Below are 18,135 nucleotides of genomic sequence, written 5' to 3'. Positions count from 1 at the left end.
AATCAGTTCCCGATAGCTTCAAATACCTGCAAAAACTTGTTTTCAATATGATGGATGTCAAAATGTTTTTCCGCATAAGACCGGCCGTTATAACCCATTTCCTTTCTTAAAGATGCATCCGCCACCAGCTTCTCTATATGATGACAAAAACCCTGATGATCATCCGGCGCAGTGCAATAGCCGGCTTTGTTTTCCAGAACAATAGCAGCACTCAGATTAGAGGGGGGAATAGCAAGTACAATGGGCTTTTGAGCACATAAATAAGTAAGCACTTTTGATGGTACGGAATAGATGCCCGCATCATTTTCCAGTATGCCCAGTAAAATGTCCGCGGCGCCCAGTACCTGGCTCATATCCCTGAAATGCTGGAATGGTAATAATAACAGGTTGTCCAATTGTTGTTGCTCCTTTTCTTTTTGTAGAAATGCTGCACCCAGTCCTTCTGAAATGACGATAAAAACAACATCCTTATGTTTACTGAAATAGGCTGCTGCTGCAGAAAGCATAGCAGGATTATGTTTTAACCCAAGTGTACCGGAATAAATAATGCAGATTTTATCCATTACCTGGTGTTGCCTGGCCCATTGATTATTTTTATCCATCAGTGTTATTTCCCTGATAGGCGCCCAGTTGGGGATGCAGGTGACCAGGTTGGGATGAATGTTCCATTTACGGAACAGATGGTTAAAATCCTGGGTGATACTAATAACATGTGAACTTTTCTTAAGCAGATTTACTTCGAGGCGCTTGAAATAATACCAGATCGGGAAACTGAAGAAACCCAGCCGCCGCCTGGCAATTTGCCTGATAGCCACTGCATAGATGTCCTGACACCAATACACAAATTTAATCCCCTTGCTGATGCAATACCGCTGCACATGTTGTTGCACAAATAAAGGCGTGGTGCCACTTAACACTACATCGGGTTTAAATACCTCCATTTTATCAATTAACTGCCGGGCATATTCAATTTCCTGTTTTCTTCTTTTTAAAAGGGAGTATTTATCAAACTTGCCTTTGATCATAATGGGCAGCACTGTCAACCTGTTTCCGTCAACAGGCAGATCTTCAAAATTTCCTTTGGGTGATTGAAAGGATACAGAGTAAGCATGGAGGACTTCATGCCCGCTTTGTACAAATTGCCGGCTTAATTGCAATGTAAACGCATGACCCGAATGATCGTTGACCACAATTTTCATACTGTCTTTCTTTTATATAATAGATCCATTTGAAGGATTTGTAATTTTTCAGATTGCAGGAAACCCACCGGGGCGATGAATTCAAATCCCAGTTCTTTAACAAAATTGTGCATCTCGTCAAATAATGGTTCCCCATCATACATTTGAACAAATGAGGTTTCGAATAACAGGTAATCAATTTGCCGGAGTGTATTCGCCGCACCTTTTAGTACTTCTTTTTCAAATCCCTGCACATCCATTTTTAATAGTAATGGCGCCACTAAGGGAGAAGAAGGCCGGAAGTCGTCCAGTCGCTTCACCTGCACCTGTATTTCGTTAGAGGTAGCTGTTTGGGGAAGCATATTTTTTTGTAAAACAGATACATGGAGCGCAGAACTGGCGTGAGAATAAGCATTGCTATTAAATGCAAGGGTGCCTGTTGAATTACCCAAAGCAAAGTTGTAAGCGTTAATCTGGGGTAACCTGCGTGTATTGCGTTGTAATATTGAAAACACTTCCGGAAGCGGCTCAAAAGAATGAATAGTTGCTCCGGGATAGAAATGGTTGGCTGCCAGGGCAAACTGCCCCTGGTTAGCGCCTACATCCAGGATGACACTCAATGAAGGAATGTAATGCCGGCAGTTATGTACTATCAGGGTAGAGGCAACGGATGCTCCTTTTTCCAACAGGGGAGTGAAACCCCTTCCCGAGGTCAGAAATACTTTTACCGAATCCGCAATTCTGAAAATAATACTCATTTGGAAAATTTATAATTCCAGCAATCCTGATAGAATCCAATCGTTTCCCGTACGCTTTTAGCCCACGTGAACTGTTGCACCTGTGCTAACCCCTGAGCAATTACCTGCTGCCTGTAGCCGTCATTTTCAAGACATTGAATTTTTTCTGCAAATAACACGGGATCTGCGTTTTCTGCCATTAACCCGGCATCACCCACTATTTCAGGCATGGATGTAATGTTGGTAGTGACAACTGGACAGCCAGCCTTCATGGCTTCACCCGGAGGAAATCCAAATCCTTCATAAGCGGATGGATACAACAAACAGAAGGCGTGATTGTATAAGATATTCAGATCAACCTGGTTCACAATCGGGAAAATATGATAACGACCGGCAATTTTTTCCTGCATGCCCTGTAGTTCTTTTTTACCCCAGGGCTCACCACCTATTATTACCAGTTGGTAAGCGGGCGGTAGTAACTCCATTACTTTTACTGCCATGGAGAAATTCTTATAGTTCCTGCGCGCGCCCACATATAGAATGAATTTTTTATGGAGATCCATATCCAGTGAGCATCTCGCTGATAATTGTTTGTTAATCGGATAAAAATCATCAGAAATGCCATGATAGATGACCTTCACTCTTTCCGGATCTATGGCCGGGAAAAAGTGAAGCAATTCCTTCCGGGTACTTTCTGAAATGCAGATAATACCATCTGCGCGATTGATACCATATGCCTTTTGCAGCGTATTGGCCAGCCCCCGCGGAAATTTTGAAGCGAGTTTCCGTTCATGTGCGAAATCATGCACAGTAAGCATATTCAGAATGTTTTTCTGGGTAGAAACCCGGAGGTAGCCGGCATGAAAAACGGAAGCTGCCGGGAGTTGATACCGCATAGGCAGGTAGCGGAGATATTTGCTGGGAATCCAGCTTTCACGGATACAGTTGAATGGATGATAGTTTATTTTCTGCTCAAAAATATTCTTTGGTACCGGAGAGGCATTTAAAAAACAAATGGCTTCACCGCTGTTGCATATACCCGACAGCAGCTCATACCAGTAAGCAGATACACCACCTGCTTTTTGAATAGAGAATATAATATTGTCCAAAAATATCTGCATCATGATCTGTTTATATCCACATATGTAACATCACCGGATTGCCGGAGATGTAATGAATTCCTTTTACGAGGTGGTTGTATTCTGGTACCACTCCTTTTATCAGGGCGATCAGCTTTTCGTAATCCTGCCCTTCATGATAAGTAGTAATGGCTATTTTAGGCTTGCTTTCCCGGATCGTTTTCAGTGCGCCCCTGATCATGTTTTCCTCAAATCCTTCAATGTCTGCTTTCAGGTAATCTATCCGGATGCCTTTGTCAGCAAAGAGACTGTCCAGCGTAACTACTTCCACTTCCACGGAATGCCCGTTGTTACTATGCTGCTGGATGGTACCATTCAGTACAGTGTAACCGGAGATAATATTCATGTATGCTTTCTGACAAACATCTCCGGCAGCTACCGGAAGAATCACTACTTTGTTTTTTTGTTGAAAAAGTTGTTGCAGGGAATCTACAAACAAGGGCAGGGGTTCCAATACAAAAATGCGGCTGGCAGTATATTGATGCTGGAATGCAAAAAAACCTTCTGCACTTCCGCAGTCTACTACCACATCACCCGGAGCTACCTTTGTTTGTGGTATTTCATAGTAATGCCAGTGAGGAGGTCTTGCTTCTGCCAGTATCATCGCCAGACTATAAAATGGCGCTGAGGATGGATAGATGAATATATCCTCAAAGCCTTGTATCCGGTAATAGGAGTAGTGATCATCTTTATTTACGAGGAGGGCCTTTTGCCTGGCTACCGCATACATGCCGGGTGAAAACAGATGATACATCATTTCACGCCAGGCTGTTCGTTGCCTTACCGTTTTATTGAACAGGTAATGATACAGTAAGGCCCCCCGGAACCTAATGCCCCATAGTATATTCCGTACTTTGTTCATATTCATTTTCATTAGTTGCCCCATTTTCATATGCACTGAGCAATGCGACTATTATTAAAAAGAGATCGATCTGACTGAAAAAGAAACAGACGCCCACAAATGCGAAATAGTTGCGCTGAAAAGCAGGTGTATGTGGGTTTGTTTTAGTAAGTATCAGGAAGAAGAAAAATAACGATACAGCGCCAAATTCAGCGAGAATGAAGAACCATCGCATGTTGAGATTATGACCACCAACACCATCCACCCGATTTTTGTAACTAAGCTGCCCGAAGAAGTAATTGGGAGGAATGAACGTGCTGTTCCCGGCACCATATCCCGATAAAAGAAGGTAGGGTTCATCCTTCAGGAAATCCACTATAGGTAACTCCATATCCCTTTGGAGTGGAATTCCCATGATGATATTATTCTTTTGCCATATCTCATTATCGTACCGGTAGGCAGATCTCTCAAAGAGCAGCTGATAAACAGGCTGGTTCCGGTTTTCCATATAATGTTTCAGGAAATATTCCTTGGAAGCAGCTACGACGAGGAAAATGCCCACGATCATGCCTAGTGTACCCAACATTTTCACCCTGACGGAATTGAATTTCTTAAACGTAGAAAACAGGAATGCGGCGGCCAGTATGTTTATCCAGAATGTTTGGGAAGCGGTGAGAATACCAACAACCAATGTAACAGCTACCATTTTGTAGTTTCTGTCTTTAGCAAATAGTGGGATGGCCAAAGATAAAAAGGCGCTGAATATTTTAGGCTCTGAGAAAAATGCCTGTACCCGCAACCCAAGCGGGCCATTGATTTGCTCCAGCATATACCGGCTTTGTAACCCCAGTAGTTCCCCCAATGCAATATTCTTAAAGACCAGCTGCACGGCAATCTGGAGGGTAGCCACTCCACAGGAGATGCCCGCGATTTTTTTTATGGTGGTGATGAATTTGTCGAACGAAAGCTCATTTCTGTCCTGCACTATCTTTGCCCCAATAGCAAATAGCGGTAAATAGGTTTTTACGTAAAAATAGATGGGCTTGGTACAAAACGCCAATAGTTTACCTCCCGGGTAATAGAATGGATCCTTGTATAGCTGTGTAATAAGGAATACCGAAATCTCAGAGAGCAACGGCAGCATCAGCAGGAACAGATATTCCTTCCGGATGTATTGTCTGCCTGTCAGCAGTTGATGAAGCTGTTCGATAAAAAAGAAGATGCCGATAAAAAAAGTAGCTGTAAAGGTAGGACCTATGGCAATCATCGTGTAAGCTTCCGTAGCAAAGGCACATAGCAGCGTATCAATAATATTGATCCGCCTGTTGTAATACAGATACAGCAGTACACCAGCCACCATCAGGGGCATACTTTCCCTGAAAGCTTCCACATATGCATTACTGCTTTGAAGACTAGTGTATCCGGTATCCATTTTATTTTTTACTAATTAGGTGATACGTTTATATAAGCCGTATAACAACGGGTTTTTCTTTACCATTTTTTTGAGTCTGATAGATAAGCTGCCCTGACTGTATACTGTAGTAGCAGTATATCTGTCTGCTTCCTCCTGTATGCTATTTTTACCGGGATGAATGATGTCTGTTATAGATCCGTATTTTATTTTTTTGAACCACCCTGGAACAAAACGGGTATGAGTGGAGGCTTTTCCATAACCTATATTTTTAACAAGACTAATATTCGGGGTAATCGCCCATCCCTTATTAAACCAAATGCTCATAAACCATTGTATGTCCCAGGTATCGGTTTTAGCATCGTATATGGATTGCAATTCGGATTGTAGGAATGTATTGAGGCCGCTCCGGGAAAGGTGTTGGAAGGAGCGGAGTGAAAAATCATATTTCTGCCAGGCACGCCGCCAGGTAGCCCATCCCCATACACATGCGTAACGGGAGAAGTAATAGGCAGCATCTCCCCAGTGTTTGCCTGCCTGGAAGTTACTTCCGTTGATGTGCATGATGTTTTCATCAGACCTGTATTGTGTCAGTAGGGTGGCGCAAAAGGGGAAGAAACTGGGATCCGGAATGCAATCGTCTTCCAGTATGATGCCTTCCTCTACCTGCTGAAAGAACCAGTCGATGGCTGTACTTACGGCCTTACCACATCCCAGGTTGTGCTCGCGGAATAACGTTTGTACTTTGCAGGGCCAGTCTATTTTATTTAAGATGCCATTTCTTGTTGCTTCACATAACGCTGCCTCTCCGGGTTTATCCGCACGCGGGCCATCTGCAGCTATAAACAGCTGTTCCGGCCGTTGCAGCCTGATTTGCCCGAATACCAGCAGTGATTGCTCAGGACGGTTAAATATCAGCAATAAGACAGGCGTTTGTAACATTATTTGGTCGCCTCCAGTGCAACTGCGTTATTAAATCTGATTTCTTCTTCTACCAGTTTAAACATATGATCACTGCTGTCGTTAAACCCGCAGCTTCGTATGTTTTTGAATCCGGCTTCCGCTAACTGATGTGTGAGTGATACGTGGTCCCACATATACAGATGTTCGCGGTTCCCCAGCATAAATTGTACGATTGGCCGAAAACCACGTATCCGCTCTTCCTTGCCCAGCAAGGTTTCCTGCATGAATGCGCTGTTAGCCTCAGGGTCATTATTATCCAGCAGATCAATATATCTCCTGGCGGCCCCGCCTAAATCAGGAAGCACGCACCTGAAGTAGCCACCTGGCTTGAGTAATTGGAAGGTATTCCGGAGGGCCAGTTTGCAATCGCTGCGGGACAAATGCTCCAGTACATGGGAGCAATAGATGCCATCACACGAGTTGTCGGCAATACCGGGTAACCCTTTTAATATATCACCCAGTAGCACATCAGGATGAAAAGAAACATGCATCGCTGGTTTCAGCAGGTTCCCTATCAGAGGAATTCGCTGAATGCTAAGCGTAGGCGATGAATCGAAATTTTTCCAGCCAGCCGGTGCTGAAAACGGCCCACAACCATATTGTACATATAACTTGTTACCAGACATTTTATGGTTTCATATTTTTAAAGAAATAAGTGTAATAGGTTTTTGCGAATATGCTGTATCCTTCCTGTTTCATATACTGACAGAGTTCACTGTTGTCTATATGAAATAGCTCAAATGGTTGTGATTCCACCAGTACATAAGCCGGTCTGTATTTACTCCAGTTGTTGGAGCGTAATACTTCCATATCAAGTCCTTCTGCATCAATGGTGAGAAAGTCAATGGAAACATCCTTGGCCAGGTATCTATCCAATATATCAGCCAATGGCCAGGTATCTATTTTTTGCTCTTTGATGACCCGGTATTGAGGGGCCTGTGTATACTCTTTTACTTTTTCCTGAGAAAAAGTACTTAAAGCAGGTTCGTTGAATATGAAGTACGTAAGTTGCTGCTTTACTGCTGATACCCCCATTTCCAGGTTGGTGTCTTTAGGTCGGTGCCTGTTGAATAAAGCTTTCGAACCGGGAAGGGGATCTATGTTTATACCGGTCCACTTTTTTTTATGCAGCAGGTAAGTATTTGACACCCGGAAGGGGTGGTGTGCACCTACATCTACATATATGCCGTTCTCTTTCTGGCCAAAGATTCTTTGCAGAATAAGATCTTCTCCCTCAGAACTGTATGCCCGCACACCATAACGGAGTCTGGGAAATAAGGAAGAGACTATTTTTACTGCTATGTTCCTCAAACCACTCATAATTTTTTTTGATTTACGGTTAATAGCTTGCCAGTAAATACTTTAAAGCTTGAGTGTACCTGTTTCATATCTGAAATCATCCGCAATGGATGAAATATTTTTTTGGTCAGCAGATATCCTTGTCCGCTTTTGTCGAGCAACATCGTTGTTCCATATACGGCACTATATGCAACTACTGATGCGATAGCAGCGCCCACTCCGCCATAAGCAGGAATCAGGAGGAAGTTAATACCGGCATTGACGAGTAACCCGGAGATATTGCCATAGAGATAAATTTTATACTTCCCCTCCACGAAGAGGTACTGTACTAAAACGATACAGGTAAATACCGGGATGCTGGCCCATATGTGGATCATCAGTATCTGTGAAGCAGCCGCATATCCTTTACCGTATAAAAACGGAATAATGAATTGTGCCGTGAGGGTAATAAACAGAGAGATAGCAAGACTTAACCAGAAAGATAAGCGCAGCCATTTTTCCAATGTAAGCAGATACCTTTCTTCGTTGTTTTTCTTCTTTTCTATCAGCCCCGGTAACACCGCTACCGCCACAACAGTGGGAACGGCATACCAGAGTTCGGATATCCTGGCCGCCGCAACATACTTACCCAATTCAGCCGGACTGGAAAGGATATCGAGTAATACAAGGTCTACTTTCAGGAACAGGACTACCAGCAGGTTGGATAGTATCAGCGGCCAGCTTTGCGCCAGCAGCATTTTCGCCAGTGGTATATCCACGTGCAGGGTAAATCCGTTAGTATAGTGGTACCTGTATATCAACAATATGATCAGGTAGGTAATCAGCAACTCGATGACCGATGCCCATAAGAAAGTGAGCAGCGTACCATGGAAGAATATAATGAGTAGTTTAATCCCGCAAAAAGTAATGAAGACAGATACCTTAGGGATAATCACTCTTTTAAGATTGCTTTTTACCTGGTAGAAATAATCCAATACATCAAAGGATTGTAGTACAATGAGCAGGGACGAAAAAATGGTACAATAGAGGTAAAGTTGCTGATGTTTCCGGGTAACCAGCACAATACTGACACTTGCCAGCAAACAGGTGATGCTGGCAAGCAATCTCATAAAGATAATAGTCGCAACAATTGCCCCTTGCTGCTGCTCATGATGGATTAATTCTTTAACAGCAATTTTATCCATACCCAGTATCGCTACGCTACCAATGATAGTGGTAAGTGCCAGGGCATAATTCCATATGCCGAATTCTTCGGGTCCCAGGTAACGGGCAATGAGCGCCATGATGATAATGCCGGGGAAGAGTTTACTCAGCTTATCTATCAGCAGCCAACCGCTATTTTCAAATAATTTATGCAATTCTTTGTTTTATTTTTTTAACCAATGATGCCCAGGTATTATTATTCCGCTTATTTTCTGTGTAGGAATAATGATCATAATAGTAATATGGATAGAAGGTATCCTGCTCTATACCGTTGAAAATGATCCCTGTTTTTTTGAAGAATCCTTTCCTGATATTTTCAGATACAGGTATTAATTTGGACTTATGCGTGAAATTGTACCGTACCACAAACAAGGCGCAGTCTATTTGTTGTGCAATACTTTTTGCGTCAGATACAATGCCGATCGGCGACATATCAATGATCACGAAATCAAACTCCGCTTTCAGGCGATCCAGCAGATCAGCCATGCGTTGTCCTTCTATTAATTCAATCGGGTTGGGAGGAATAGGCCCGGATGAAACAAGGTAAAGACCGTCTGTATGCGGTACTTTTTTGATGATCTCATCTATCGTTTTGTTACCAATAATATAGTTGGTGACGCCTACGCTGTTATCCATTCCCAGGAACTGGGAGAGCTTTGGTTTCCTGAGATCCAGTTCAAGGAGCACTACTCGTTTATTGCTCACCGTTAGGGCATTACCCAGGTGTGCGGAGAGGAATGTCTTTCCTTCACCTGAGATGCTGGAGGTAAGTAGTATCGTGGGAGTACCTGTTTGTCCGGTGAGCAGGAATTTAAGGTTGGTACGCATGTTAAAGATCTGTTCTACCAGTACGGATTTATTCTGGAGAGACATATCCCTTGCACCTTCTTCCTGTTGATAGATTTCAGCGATCACCGGCAGATCAAATACCTGTTCGATTTCTTTTTTACTAAGTACTCTTGGATTTAAGAAATACTTCAGATAAATGTAGGCGCTGGTAAGAATCAGTCCTACCGCCACGAAACCAATGAATACAATGGTTTTTCGCGGGGAGATGGGTTTGTCAGGTATGTAGGCAGGAGCAATGACTTTGTTGTCTACTACATTGCTCGCATACGCTACCGCCGCTTCTTCCTTTTTCTTTAGCAGGTAGAGATATAGATTTTCCTTTACCCCCTGTTGTCTTTTAATATTGATATATTCCTTTGCGTAGGTAGGTATATTCGCTATTTTCTGTTGAATCTGGTTTACCTTATCCTGCGTTTTCTTTTGCACAACGCCGGCATTCCGTTTATAACCTGCGATATAGTCTTTGATGGTTTGCCTGGTGTCGGTGATCTGTGATTCCACATTTTTTAAGATATCGCTGGTAGGCTTCAGGGAGAGCGACAATCGTTTCTTTTCTCTCAGGGCTTCTTCATATCGGTTGATCATGGATGTGAGCGTTTGATCAACGTTACCTAACATGGGGGCAAAAGGATAGTCGCTGGAGGGATTACTGACGTAGTTTTCTACCTGGTTAAATACAGACAGCTGCATATTAGCCTCGCTCAGGCGGATGTCTGCGTCTTTTACCTGTTCCAGTGCCAGTTTTGAGCTGGCATCAATATCCGTAATGCCTCTTTGTATTTTGAAACTTTCTTCCTGTTGTTCCAGCAGGCCGAGTTCTTCTTTCAATGAATCAATCCTGACCGTGAGAAAATCTACTGTTTTGAATGTGACTTTATTTTTATCATCGAGGGTATATTCATTGTAGGCATCGAGTAAAGCATTCAGGAAGTCGGCGGTTCTTTCGGGAATAGGGTCCTTGAAACTTACCAGTATGACTGTCGCATCCCTGTTGACCAGTGCGGTGCCTATCTCTTCTATCTTGTCATAAGCAAATTCTATTACGGAATCCACGCGTATACGGAAGTTCTGGCTTCCTCTGTCTGAGCCGGATGTAGGATAGGTGATGACGAATTTATCTTTTGCTATTACAAATGGTTCTCCAGGCCGGACTGTTAATTGTGTGCTGGAGTCTATCGTATCACTGATTCGTTTTATCCTGAGTTGGCCATTCGCTGTCGTTACATCAAAAATGTAATTGCCTACTTTTGAAGCGTCGCTCAACACGCGGATGGTTAATGGAGGATGACTATAAATTTCTTCATTACTGACTGTTCCCTTTACATAATAGCGCAGGTTAAAGCCATTATTGGCGATTACTTTTTGCAGGAGTATGGGAGATTTGAGGACCTCCATTTCATTCTCTATATTTTTGCTGCTATTGAACATTGACAGCGATTTCAGCGCATCCATTTCTTCTCCGCCACCTTTTTTCTCGTCTTTGAGATAAAGTTTAGCGGTCGACATGTATATCGGTTTCTTGTACTTCAGGTAAAGCATGGCCGCAGTCACTGCAGCTATTATTACCAGGAGGTATAATGGCCAGTGAAAAGTTATTTTCTGGAAGAGATCATTCAGATCTATAACAGCGTTTCTGTTGTTGGTGGCTTTATGCTGATTCATATATTGCTGATCATTTACTTAGAATGACAATCGTGGTAAGAAGTGATATCACACCTATAATAGCTGGTAATAACTGTATCGTTTTGGACGTGGCAAACGTACGGTCAGGGCCAGGTTTCACATAAATAACATCGTTATTGCTGAGATAATAGTAAGGAGAGGAGAGCGTTTTGCTGTCGTTCAGGTTGAGGGTGGCATACGTTTTTATACCATTTACTTCCCGAATAATCATGATATCGTCTCGTTTAGCAGTTACATTGAGATCACCTGCCATACTCAACGCATCCAGGAGAGACGCTCTTTCTGCGCCTATACGAAAAGAGCCCGGATGGGCAACATCTCCCAATACTGATACCCTGAAATTAACCAGGCGGGTGGATACATAAGCATTACGGACTGTTTTCTCCAGCTCATGTGATACCAGGTCATTGATTTCAGCAGTTGTTTTGTCTTTTACATTTATTTTGCCAATAACGGGTAAGGCTATATTTCCGATGCTGTCTACCAGGTAACCCTGTTCCATGCCATTGTTGGTAGTGGAACCGGAGGCAGCAGCATTTGGATTAAAAATCTGCGATATTTCTTTGTCAAGTGTAGTAATGGTGATCTGCAGAATATCACCGGGCTGTATTTTTAGTTGTTGTAGCCGGTTAAGGGAGTCGGCTCCTGAAGTGGCGGCCAGGTCATTGAAATAGGTCAGTTTGCGGCTGCTGGAGCAACCGTAAATGATAACCAGTAACATGATCAGTGGTAATCTGAATTTTAATCCCATATTTAGTAATTAATATATAAATGCAGGTATTGCGTGAAAAGTGAACCATGAAAGCATCAATCACTACACACATCGGGAGGCCCAGCATAGACAGCTGATAAGCCAGTTTAAACAGGATCCTTCTACGTTATTATTTCGACTTCGGTAATACTAATATTTGGTTTATTCTTTTTGAAAAATGTTGCCCGGATTTTTTCCTGGGCAGGCAATTCAAAATAATAGTAAGCGACAAAGCTGAGCGGTATCAGCACCAGGAAAAACAGTAATAAAGTATATGGTGAATGCAATGCCATGCGGTTGATACCGAAAAGGTCAATGCCAAGAGCGAAAGTTATCATTAAGGGAAAATGAAGGAGATACATTGCATAACTGCAATTACCCATTATTCCCCATTTGCTGTTAATCGTACCTTTCACCGTTTCCCATAATGCAAAGGTTAAAACGGTACATGGTGCAACAGCGGTACGGAAGAAGAAGTTTCTGAGTAGCCCAAACGCTGCCAGTGCAGATTCAGGTTTTTTGCCGGGCATTACCAGCGGGTAGTACTTTAACCACAGGTTCTGCATGAAAGACAGGTGATACTCCGCAAGTATCATGATCCATAGCGATACAGTGATGGTTATGAGCAGGGGTAAGGTTTTATTGGCCTTGTGTTCTTTTACTAACCAAATGTACCAATAGTAAACAAGTGCACCTAAAAAGAAGGAATACATTCCTTTTCCAATCAGGCTGAAATAATATTGCAGGAATGCGCCAATAGGGAGCATGAGCAGTAACAATACCTTTTTGTTTTGTAATCTCAGGTAGCAGACCAGGAAAAACACTAAATACAGGAATACTTCTACGGAGGCAGACCAGGCTGGGCCATTAAATGATGGCCCTTTCTCAAATCCCCAACTTTGTAAAAACAGGAGATTCAACACGAAATGATAAGCGTCATTATATTGTCCGATGAAATAGTGGCCCATTGTTTTTAACATCAGCCATTGCAGTATTGCCACCAGTATTAAGGTAACAAAGTGAATGGGGTAGAGCCGGCTAAGCCGGTATCCCATAAACTTCCTGAAAGTCAGTTTATGATTGGCGACTTTGTCTGCGTACAACCAAAAGAATATAAAACCTGATAGCAGAAAGAACAGGTCCACCGCTACCGGGGCATCATTATAGAATAGGGAGAAATACCGGTATAACGGAAGTGCTGTTTTATCATATCCTCCGGGCACATAGGTATAGTCTGCATAATAGAAAAACTGCCAGTGGTATGTTACTACGATCATGGCGGCAATGCCTCTGAATGCATCAAGCGTGTAAAAGTGCTGGGGTGGTTTTGGGTAGGATGCCATTTGGATTTTCGATAGCTAGTTGATTGATGATGATCCTAATTCACTTTTTATTTCAGATTTTGATCGAAGTAGCGTTAATAGACACTACAAAAACGCAGCTTTATGATGTTAATTTAGATATAATAATGAAATGTACTCTGACAGCGGGATAGAAAGGATAAAATGGATGCCTGGTTATAAAATGAACAAAATGAACAGCATCAGGTAGCGCTTCCTTCGGCTTCTCAAAAGGGGGATGGTTAACTCCGATGCCTACACGTTTCTTGCCTCAACTACTTAAGATCTCCACAGGAAATCTATCCTGTTGGTTTAGTATTTATAAACTTTGTAAGCCGCCTGAATGGCCGGCAAAAGGGAGGTGATACCGGAGCACAAGAGGAATATGTAACGGCCCCATATCGTAAATGGAAGGTGTAAAAAAAGTTCGGGAGATAGTAGGGTTTTCTTCTCCTGAAAGTGTATTAATAGCATCTGTCAAATGCCACGGCAATACCGATAGATACACGATTAACAGGAACCGGCTTTTATCAATAAAATATCTTCTGCTCCTATGGAACGGGCTTTTTACTATGCGATTATCGCCTGGAAAATGATGGCTATTATTTTATTTATTCCACTTTCCCTCGCTTACTGCTTTTTTAACCACTGCTGCAGACTATTCAGAAAAGCCGTTTGTCTGTCCACAAAAAGATAATGTGACGCACTATCCAGGTACTCAAAATGGGAGTCGCCCACTATATTCCGGAGACTGCCTATTTGTGCTATAGAAAAGATGCCATCCTGCTTTCCATACAATGCATATATGCGCATATTGTGGCGCTTTAAATCGGACAGTATCGGCTTTACATCAATGTTAGTACGCTTTTCATTTTTATAGAAAAGTTCGGGTGCCTGATCATTTCTGATATCTTTTAAGCCGCCTGCATCATAGGCAGCATAGATTTTTTTTGCCGCCTCCGTGCTATTGGCGACTTTGAAGAATCCATTTTCAGCGGCTAATGCAAAACATTCTTTGCGATACTCCGCTGAATTTTTAGAAAGATTTGAAACCGATAATACCTGTTTTAATTTTAACGTATCATGTTTTCGTGTATAAATAGTTTTTACGGAATCCAGGATATGATCATAAGTTTCCTGCTGGGAGAACAGGCCACTTGTCAGAATAAGTGCATCTATTTTCTCCGGATGTTTTTGGGCAAACAGCGTAGCCACCAACCCGCCAAAACTAAAGCCGATGAGGTTCGCACGTGTGAGCCGGAATCGTTGATAGATACCATTCAGGTCGTCAAATGCTTCCTGGTAGGTCACTTTTGCATTTTCATAGGTAGACCGGCCCTCGCCTCTGCGGTCATATACAATCACATAAAAGCCGCTATTAGCCAGTTGTTGCGCAGTAGTTGCTTCAAAAAGCAATGAGTTGCCCCTGGGGCCACCATGAATAAATATGACAGGGAGGCCGTTTTTATGCCCAAACGTTTTAATGTAAAGAGATTGCCCCTGCGCCGGCAAAAGCAGCAGAAATAAGGCGGCTAATAGAAAAATGTGTTTCATGTTGTAGTTTAACTCAGCGGCCGCAAATTATTTTATCTGCGGGAGATATCAGCCGGAAAGCTTTAGTATTTTTTTATGCTGGACAATATGAAGCGGCTGCTTTCAATGAACGGCCTGTAGAAAGGAAATGTAAAGAAGTTTATTCGCCATCAGCCTTCTCCCAATAAAATCTTCACCATGTTTTCATGGTTATTAATAAACTGCCGGGATGTTTTATAATTCTCCGTTTCCGTATAACTTGTTTTCCGTATCCCCTTTTCGCTGAGCTCATAAATAGTGGCATCAGGATAAGCCATTACGATGGGGGAATGGGTAGCGATGATGAATTGGGCATCCTGTTGAATCAGTTCATGCATTCTTGTCAGCATCGCCATTTGTCGCATGGGAGAGAGGGCGGCCTCAGGTTCATCCAGGATATATAAGGCATTTCCGGAGAAGCGGTGCATAAACAGCGCCCAAAATGCTTCTCCATGAGATTGTTCATGCAAAGAAACGCCCCCATAATCCTGGATCACCCGGCCCGTAGGACCTTCATCTAAATGTTCAATATTGGTTCCCACGTTGAAAAAGCTTTCACTTCTCAAAAAGAAGCCATCTTTTGGTCGTATCGGTGCCCGGGCTATCCTGATATACTCGTGTAATACAGAATGAGAAGCCCGGGTAGCAAAATTGAAATTTTTGGAACCACCTTCCGGATTAAAACCACAGTTGACAGCAATGGCTTCAATCAGGGTAGATTTACCCATTCCATTTTCACCGGAGAGGTAAGTGACTTTAGGATGAAATTCCAGCGAGGAAAAGTTTCTCAATGCAGGAATATTAAAAGGATACTCCCTGGAAGATGCTATTTTATCCCTGTTGAAACTCAGTGTTAACAGTCCTCTTTTTTTTACCATCACCGATCCTTGTTTTGCGCAAAAGTAAGGGAAAGATTGTTAGCTGTAAATCTGCGCTACCACATCCTTGAATTTTTCCATGACTGCTTTTCGTTTCAGGCTAAGTTTAGGTGTCATTTCCCCACCGGCAATGCTCCATTCTTCTGTGAGCAGTTCAAATTTCTTGATCTGTTCCACATGATTAAAGAATTGGTTGTATTTATCCACCACTTCCTGGTACATTTCCAATACCCGCGGGGTTTTAATGGCGGCTTCGTTGGTGGTGTAAGGAATATTCTGCTGATTCATCCAGTACTTCAGGTAGGTATAGGCAGGCACTATCAATGCACCCGTAAATTTTTGCCCGGCGCCTACTACCATGATCTGTTCAATAAAAGGGCTTTCCTTGAACTTATTTTCAATCGGCTGCGGGGCCACATATTTTCCGCCACTGGTTTTAAACAGTTCTTTTTTCCGATCCGTTATTTTCAGGAATTTATCATCTACCCAAACACCTACATCACCGGTGTGCAACCAGCCATCTATCACTGTTTCTGCGGTGAGGTCAGGACGTTTGTAATACCCTTTCATCACGCTGGGCCCCTTTACACAAATCTCTCCATCTTCTTCCAGCTTTACTTCCAGTCCGTTGATAGGAGGTCCTACGGTACCAAACTTCACGCCGCCGGGGGATTTCCTGTTTACAGAAATAACCGGGCTGTTTTCGGTAGGTCCATATCCTTCAAATACCGGGATACGGGCGGCATTAAAAATGCGCAGTAACTTTTCCTGGCAGGCAGCGCCGCCAGTCACGATAAAACGGATATTATTGCCCAATGCCTGTCGCCATTTACTAAATACCAGTTTGTTGGCAATGGCCAGCTGCAGGTTGTACCAGGCACCACCACTGATGTTGTTATCATATTTTGAAGCCAGTGCAACCGCCCAGAAAAACAGGCGGCGTTTAATGCCGGTTAAACCGTTGCCGGTGGCCATGATTTTTTCGAATACTTTTTCCAGCAAGCGGGGTACCGTGGTAAAGCCATCCGGGCTGATTTCCTTCAGGTTGGCGCTCAGGGTATCCATGCTCTCCGCATAATAAATGCTGATGCCGCTAAACATGTATATATAAGTCACCAATTTTTCAAAGATATGATTCAACGGCAGAAAGCTTAATACCTTAAACGGCTGAGGGGCATCTTCAAATGGAAAAGATGCCTTTGACATCATCAGGTTCCAGACAATGTTATGATGCGTCAGCATTACTCCTTTGGGTGTGCCTGTAGTACCAGATGTATAAATAATGGTAGCCAGGTGATGCGGATCAATGCTGTCTTTTATCTCTTCCACACGGGCCAGCAGTTGGGGGGTAGATTGAGCCGTAATATCGGACCAGTGTGTAGTACCGGGTATTTCGTCAAATGTATAAACATGCTGTAAAGTAGGCACCCCATCCCGTATACTGTTCACTTTATCCAGCAACTCTTTACTGCTCACAAACATATATTTCACGGCGGCGTCCTGCAGGATGAACTGCAATTCGGCTGGATTGGTAGTAGGATATATCGGCACCAGTACCGCACCGGTTTGTTGAACGGCAATGTCTGTGAAGATCCATTCCGGGCGGTTGTTACTGATAATGGCAATTTTATCGGCGCCTTCGGGGGTAAAATCATTTCCTCCCACACCCAGCTGCAATAGTCCTGCGCTGAAACGGTTTACTATGTCGCTGACACTGGCGGTATCATAGGTTTTCCAATTTCCATTTACTTTCGCCGCCAGCATATCCGGTTTAGGGAATTGTGATAACTGCCAGCTAATTGCATCAAAAAGTCTTTGCTTCTTCGGGATATTGCTCATAACGCGATTTTAATGAAAGTTCGTTCTTGTTCCTGTTGTTCTAAATATACTAAATAAACAATATAATTTATTAAAGCGATCTCCTCCCGGGAGATATTTTCATGAATAACTCTTTACACCTGTTTCCTTTGAATAATATATCTTTTTCCTCAGCTGCCTCCTGGTGCTGAAGAATAGCTACTATGGCCGATTCAAACTTTCCATTCATCTTGTGACTGGGTTGTACATCCGAAAGTCATCTCCGCATCAAGTCCACCTCACCTCCACCTCAACTCCACCTCTGCTGCGGTGCTACTATATATACATAGTTTGTTTCAGGCATAGGATCAACGGAGCCAACATAATGGCGACACTTTTGCAGATAATCTTCATGCACTATACAACTTGATACCAGGAGAGGGAAAACGACAGCATACATGACCTTCTAAAAACAATAGCCGGTCCTTTTTAAA

The 18,135-nt window shown here is 42.9% G+C and carries 15 protein-coding genes; all 15 read right to left on the bottom strand.

The window, feature by feature from the left end; translation table 11 throughout:
* Positions 1-2: 2 nt before the first annotated feature.
* The gene (locus AC1DP6_RS19370; protein ID WP_477056308.1) at positions 3-1,199 is read right to left on the bottom strand and encodes a glycosyltransferase family 4 protein; all 1,197 of its coding nucleotides are present in this window, start codon (positions 1,197-1,199) and stop codon (positions 3-5) included.
* Complete coding sequence (locus AC1DP6_RS19365) at positions 1,196-1,936, bottom strand: FkbM family methyltransferase (RefSeq protein ID WP_477056307.1); 741 nt, start codon at positions 1,934-1,936, stop codon at positions 1,196-1,198. Before AC1DP6_RS19365 ends, AC1DP6_RS19370 begins: the two co-directional genes overlap by 4 nt.
* On the bottom strand, positions 1,933-3,039 hold the full coding sequence (locus AC1DP6_RS19360) for a glycosyltransferase family 4 protein (protein ID WP_477056306.1): 1,107 nt from the start codon (positions 3,037-3,039) through the stop codon (positions 1,933-1,935). Before AC1DP6_RS19360 ends, AC1DP6_RS19365 begins: the two co-directional genes overlap by 4 nt.
* A 7-nt stretch (positions 3,040-3,046) precedes the next feature.
* Positions 3,047-3,916, bottom strand: coding sequence for an FkbM family methyltransferase (locus AC1DP6_RS19355; protein ID WP_477056305.1), 870 nt, complete (start codon positions 3,914-3,916; stop codon positions 3,047-3,049).
* Positions 3,882-5,327 carry a hypothetical protein gene (locus AC1DP6_RS19350; protein WP_477056304.1) on the bottom strand — a complete coding sequence of 482 codons (1,446 nt, stop codon included), beginning with the start codon at positions 5,325-5,327 and terminating at the stop codon, positions 3,882-3,884. Before AC1DP6_RS19350 ends, AC1DP6_RS19355 begins: the two co-directional genes overlap by 35 nt.
* 15 nt (positions 5,328-5,342) lie before the next feature.
* Entirely contained in the window at positions 5,343-6,248 is a 906-nt protein-coding gene (locus tag AC1DP6_RS19345; RefSeq protein WP_477056303.1) for a hypothetical protein, read from the bottom strand.
* A complete protein-coding gene (locus AC1DP6_RS19340) occupies positions 6,248-6,895 on the bottom strand; it encodes a class I SAM-dependent methyltransferase (protein ID WP_477056302.1) in 648 nt (215 codons plus the stop codon). The genes AC1DP6_RS19345 and AC1DP6_RS19340 overlap by 1 nt, the downstream gene beginning before the upstream one ends.
* A 1-nt stretch (position 6,896) precedes the next feature.
* Entirely contained in the window at positions 6,897-7,589 is a 693-nt protein-coding gene (locus tag AC1DP6_RS19335; protein WP_477056301.1) for an FkbM family methyltransferase, read from the bottom strand.
* On the bottom strand, positions 7,586-8,926 hold the full coding sequence (locus tag AC1DP6_RS19330; protein WP_477056300.1) for a flippase: 1,341 nt from the start codon (positions 8,924-8,926) through the stop codon (positions 7,586-7,588). The genes AC1DP6_RS19335 and AC1DP6_RS19330 overlap by 4 nt, the downstream gene beginning before the upstream one ends.
* Positions 8,919-11,282, bottom strand: coding sequence for a GumC family protein (locus AC1DP6_RS19325; protein WP_477056299.1), 2,364 nt, complete (start codon positions 11,280-11,282; stop codon positions 8,919-8,921). The genes AC1DP6_RS19330 and AC1DP6_RS19325 overlap by 8 nt, the downstream gene beginning before the upstream one ends.
* Before the next feature lie 10 nt (positions 11,283-11,292).
* Positions 11,293-12,054 carry a polysaccharide biosynthesis/export family protein gene (locus AC1DP6_RS19320; RefSeq protein WP_477056298.1) on the bottom strand — a complete coding sequence of 254 codons (762 nt, stop codon included), beginning with the start codon at positions 12,052-12,054 and terminating at the stop codon, positions 11,293-11,295.
* Between the two features lie 122 nt (positions 12,055-12,176).
* Positions 12,177-13,397: an acyltransferase family protein gene (locus AC1DP6_RS19315; RefSeq protein WP_477056297.1), complete on the bottom strand. Its 1,221-nt coding sequence runs from the start codon at positions 13,395-13,397 to the stop codon at positions 12,177-12,179.
* Between the two features lie 627 nt (positions 13,398-14,024).
* On the bottom strand, positions 14,025-14,948 hold the full coding sequence (locus AC1DP6_RS19310) for an alpha/beta fold hydrolase (protein WP_477056296.1): 924 nt from the start codon (positions 14,946-14,948) through the stop codon (positions 14,025-14,027).
* A gap of 149 nt (positions 14,949-15,097) precedes the next feature.
* Positions 15,098-15,844, bottom strand: coding sequence for an AAA family ATPase (locus AC1DP6_RS19305; protein WP_477056295.1), 747 nt, complete (start codon positions 15,842-15,844; stop codon positions 15,098-15,100).
* 39 nt (positions 15,845-15,883) lie between these two features.
* On the bottom strand, positions 15,884-17,683 hold the full coding sequence (locus AC1DP6_RS19300) for an AMP-dependent synthetase/ligase (RefSeq protein ID WP_477056294.1): 1,800 nt from the start codon (positions 17,681-17,683) through the stop codon (positions 15,884-15,886).
* Positions 17,684-18,135 lie beyond the last annotated feature (452 nt).

The organism is Chitinophaga sp. 01L420 (assembly GCF_056399985.1).
This window is presented reverse-complemented; position numbering and strand designations above follow the sequence as displayed.

Excerpts from the sequence above, each read along its gene's own strand:
- AC1DP6_RS19350 (WP_477056304.1), bottom strand. The coding sequence starts at position 5,327 with ATGGATACCGGATACACTAGTCTTCAAAGCAGTAATGCATATGTGGAA.
- AC1DP6_RS19370 (WP_477056308.1), bottom strand. The coding sequence starts at position 1,199 with ATGAAAATTGTGGTCAACGATCATTCGGGTCATGCGTTTACATTGCAA.
- AC1DP6_RS19310 (WP_477056296.1), bottom strand. The coding sequence starts at position 14,948 with ATGAAACACATTTTTCTATTAGCCGCCTTATTTCTGCTGCTTTTGCCG.
- AC1DP6_RS19300 (WP_477056294.1), bottom strand. The coding sequence starts at position 17,683 with ATGAGCAATATCCCGAAGAAGCAAAGACTTTTTGATGCAATTAGCTGG.
- AC1DP6_RS19305 (WP_477056295.1), bottom strand. The coding sequence starts at position 15,844 with ATGGTAAAAAAAAGAGGACTGTTAACACTGAGTTTCAACAGGGATAAA.
- AC1DP6_RS19320 (WP_477056298.1), bottom strand. The coding sequence starts at position 12,054 with ATGGGATTAAAATTCAGATTACCACTGATCATGTTACTGGTTATCATT.
- AC1DP6_RS19355 (WP_477056305.1), bottom strand. The coding sequence starts at position 3,916 with ATGAACAAAGTACGGAATATACTATGGGGCATTAGGTTCCGGGGGGCC.
- AC1DP6_RS19325 (WP_477056299.1), bottom strand. The coding sequence starts at position 11,282 with ATGAATCAGCATAAAGCCACCAACAACAGAAACGCTGTTATAGATCTG.
- AC1DP6_RS19365 (WP_477056307.1), bottom strand. The coding sequence starts at position 1,936 with ATGAGTATTATTTTCAGAATTGCGGATTCGGTAAAAGTATTTCTGACC.
- AC1DP6_RS19335 (WP_477056301.1), bottom strand. The coding sequence starts at position 7,589 with ATGAGTGGTTTGAGGAACATAGCAGTAAAAATAGTCTCTTCCTTATTT.
- AC1DP6_RS19345 (WP_477056303.1), bottom strand. The coding sequence starts at position 6,248 with ATGTTACAAACGCCTGTCTTATTGCTGATATTTAACCGTCCTGAGCAA.
- AC1DP6_RS19360 (WP_477056306.1), bottom strand. The coding sequence starts at position 3,039 with ATGATGCAGATATTTTTGGACAATATTATATTCTCTATTCAAAAAGCA.
- AC1DP6_RS19315 (WP_477056297.1), bottom strand. The coding sequence starts at position 13,397 with ATGGCATCCTACCCAAAACCACCCCAGCACTTTTACACGCTTGATGCA.
- AC1DP6_RS19340 (WP_477056302.1), bottom strand. The coding sequence starts at position 6,895 with ATGTCTGGTAACAAGTTATATGTACAATATGGTTGTGGGCCGTTTTCA.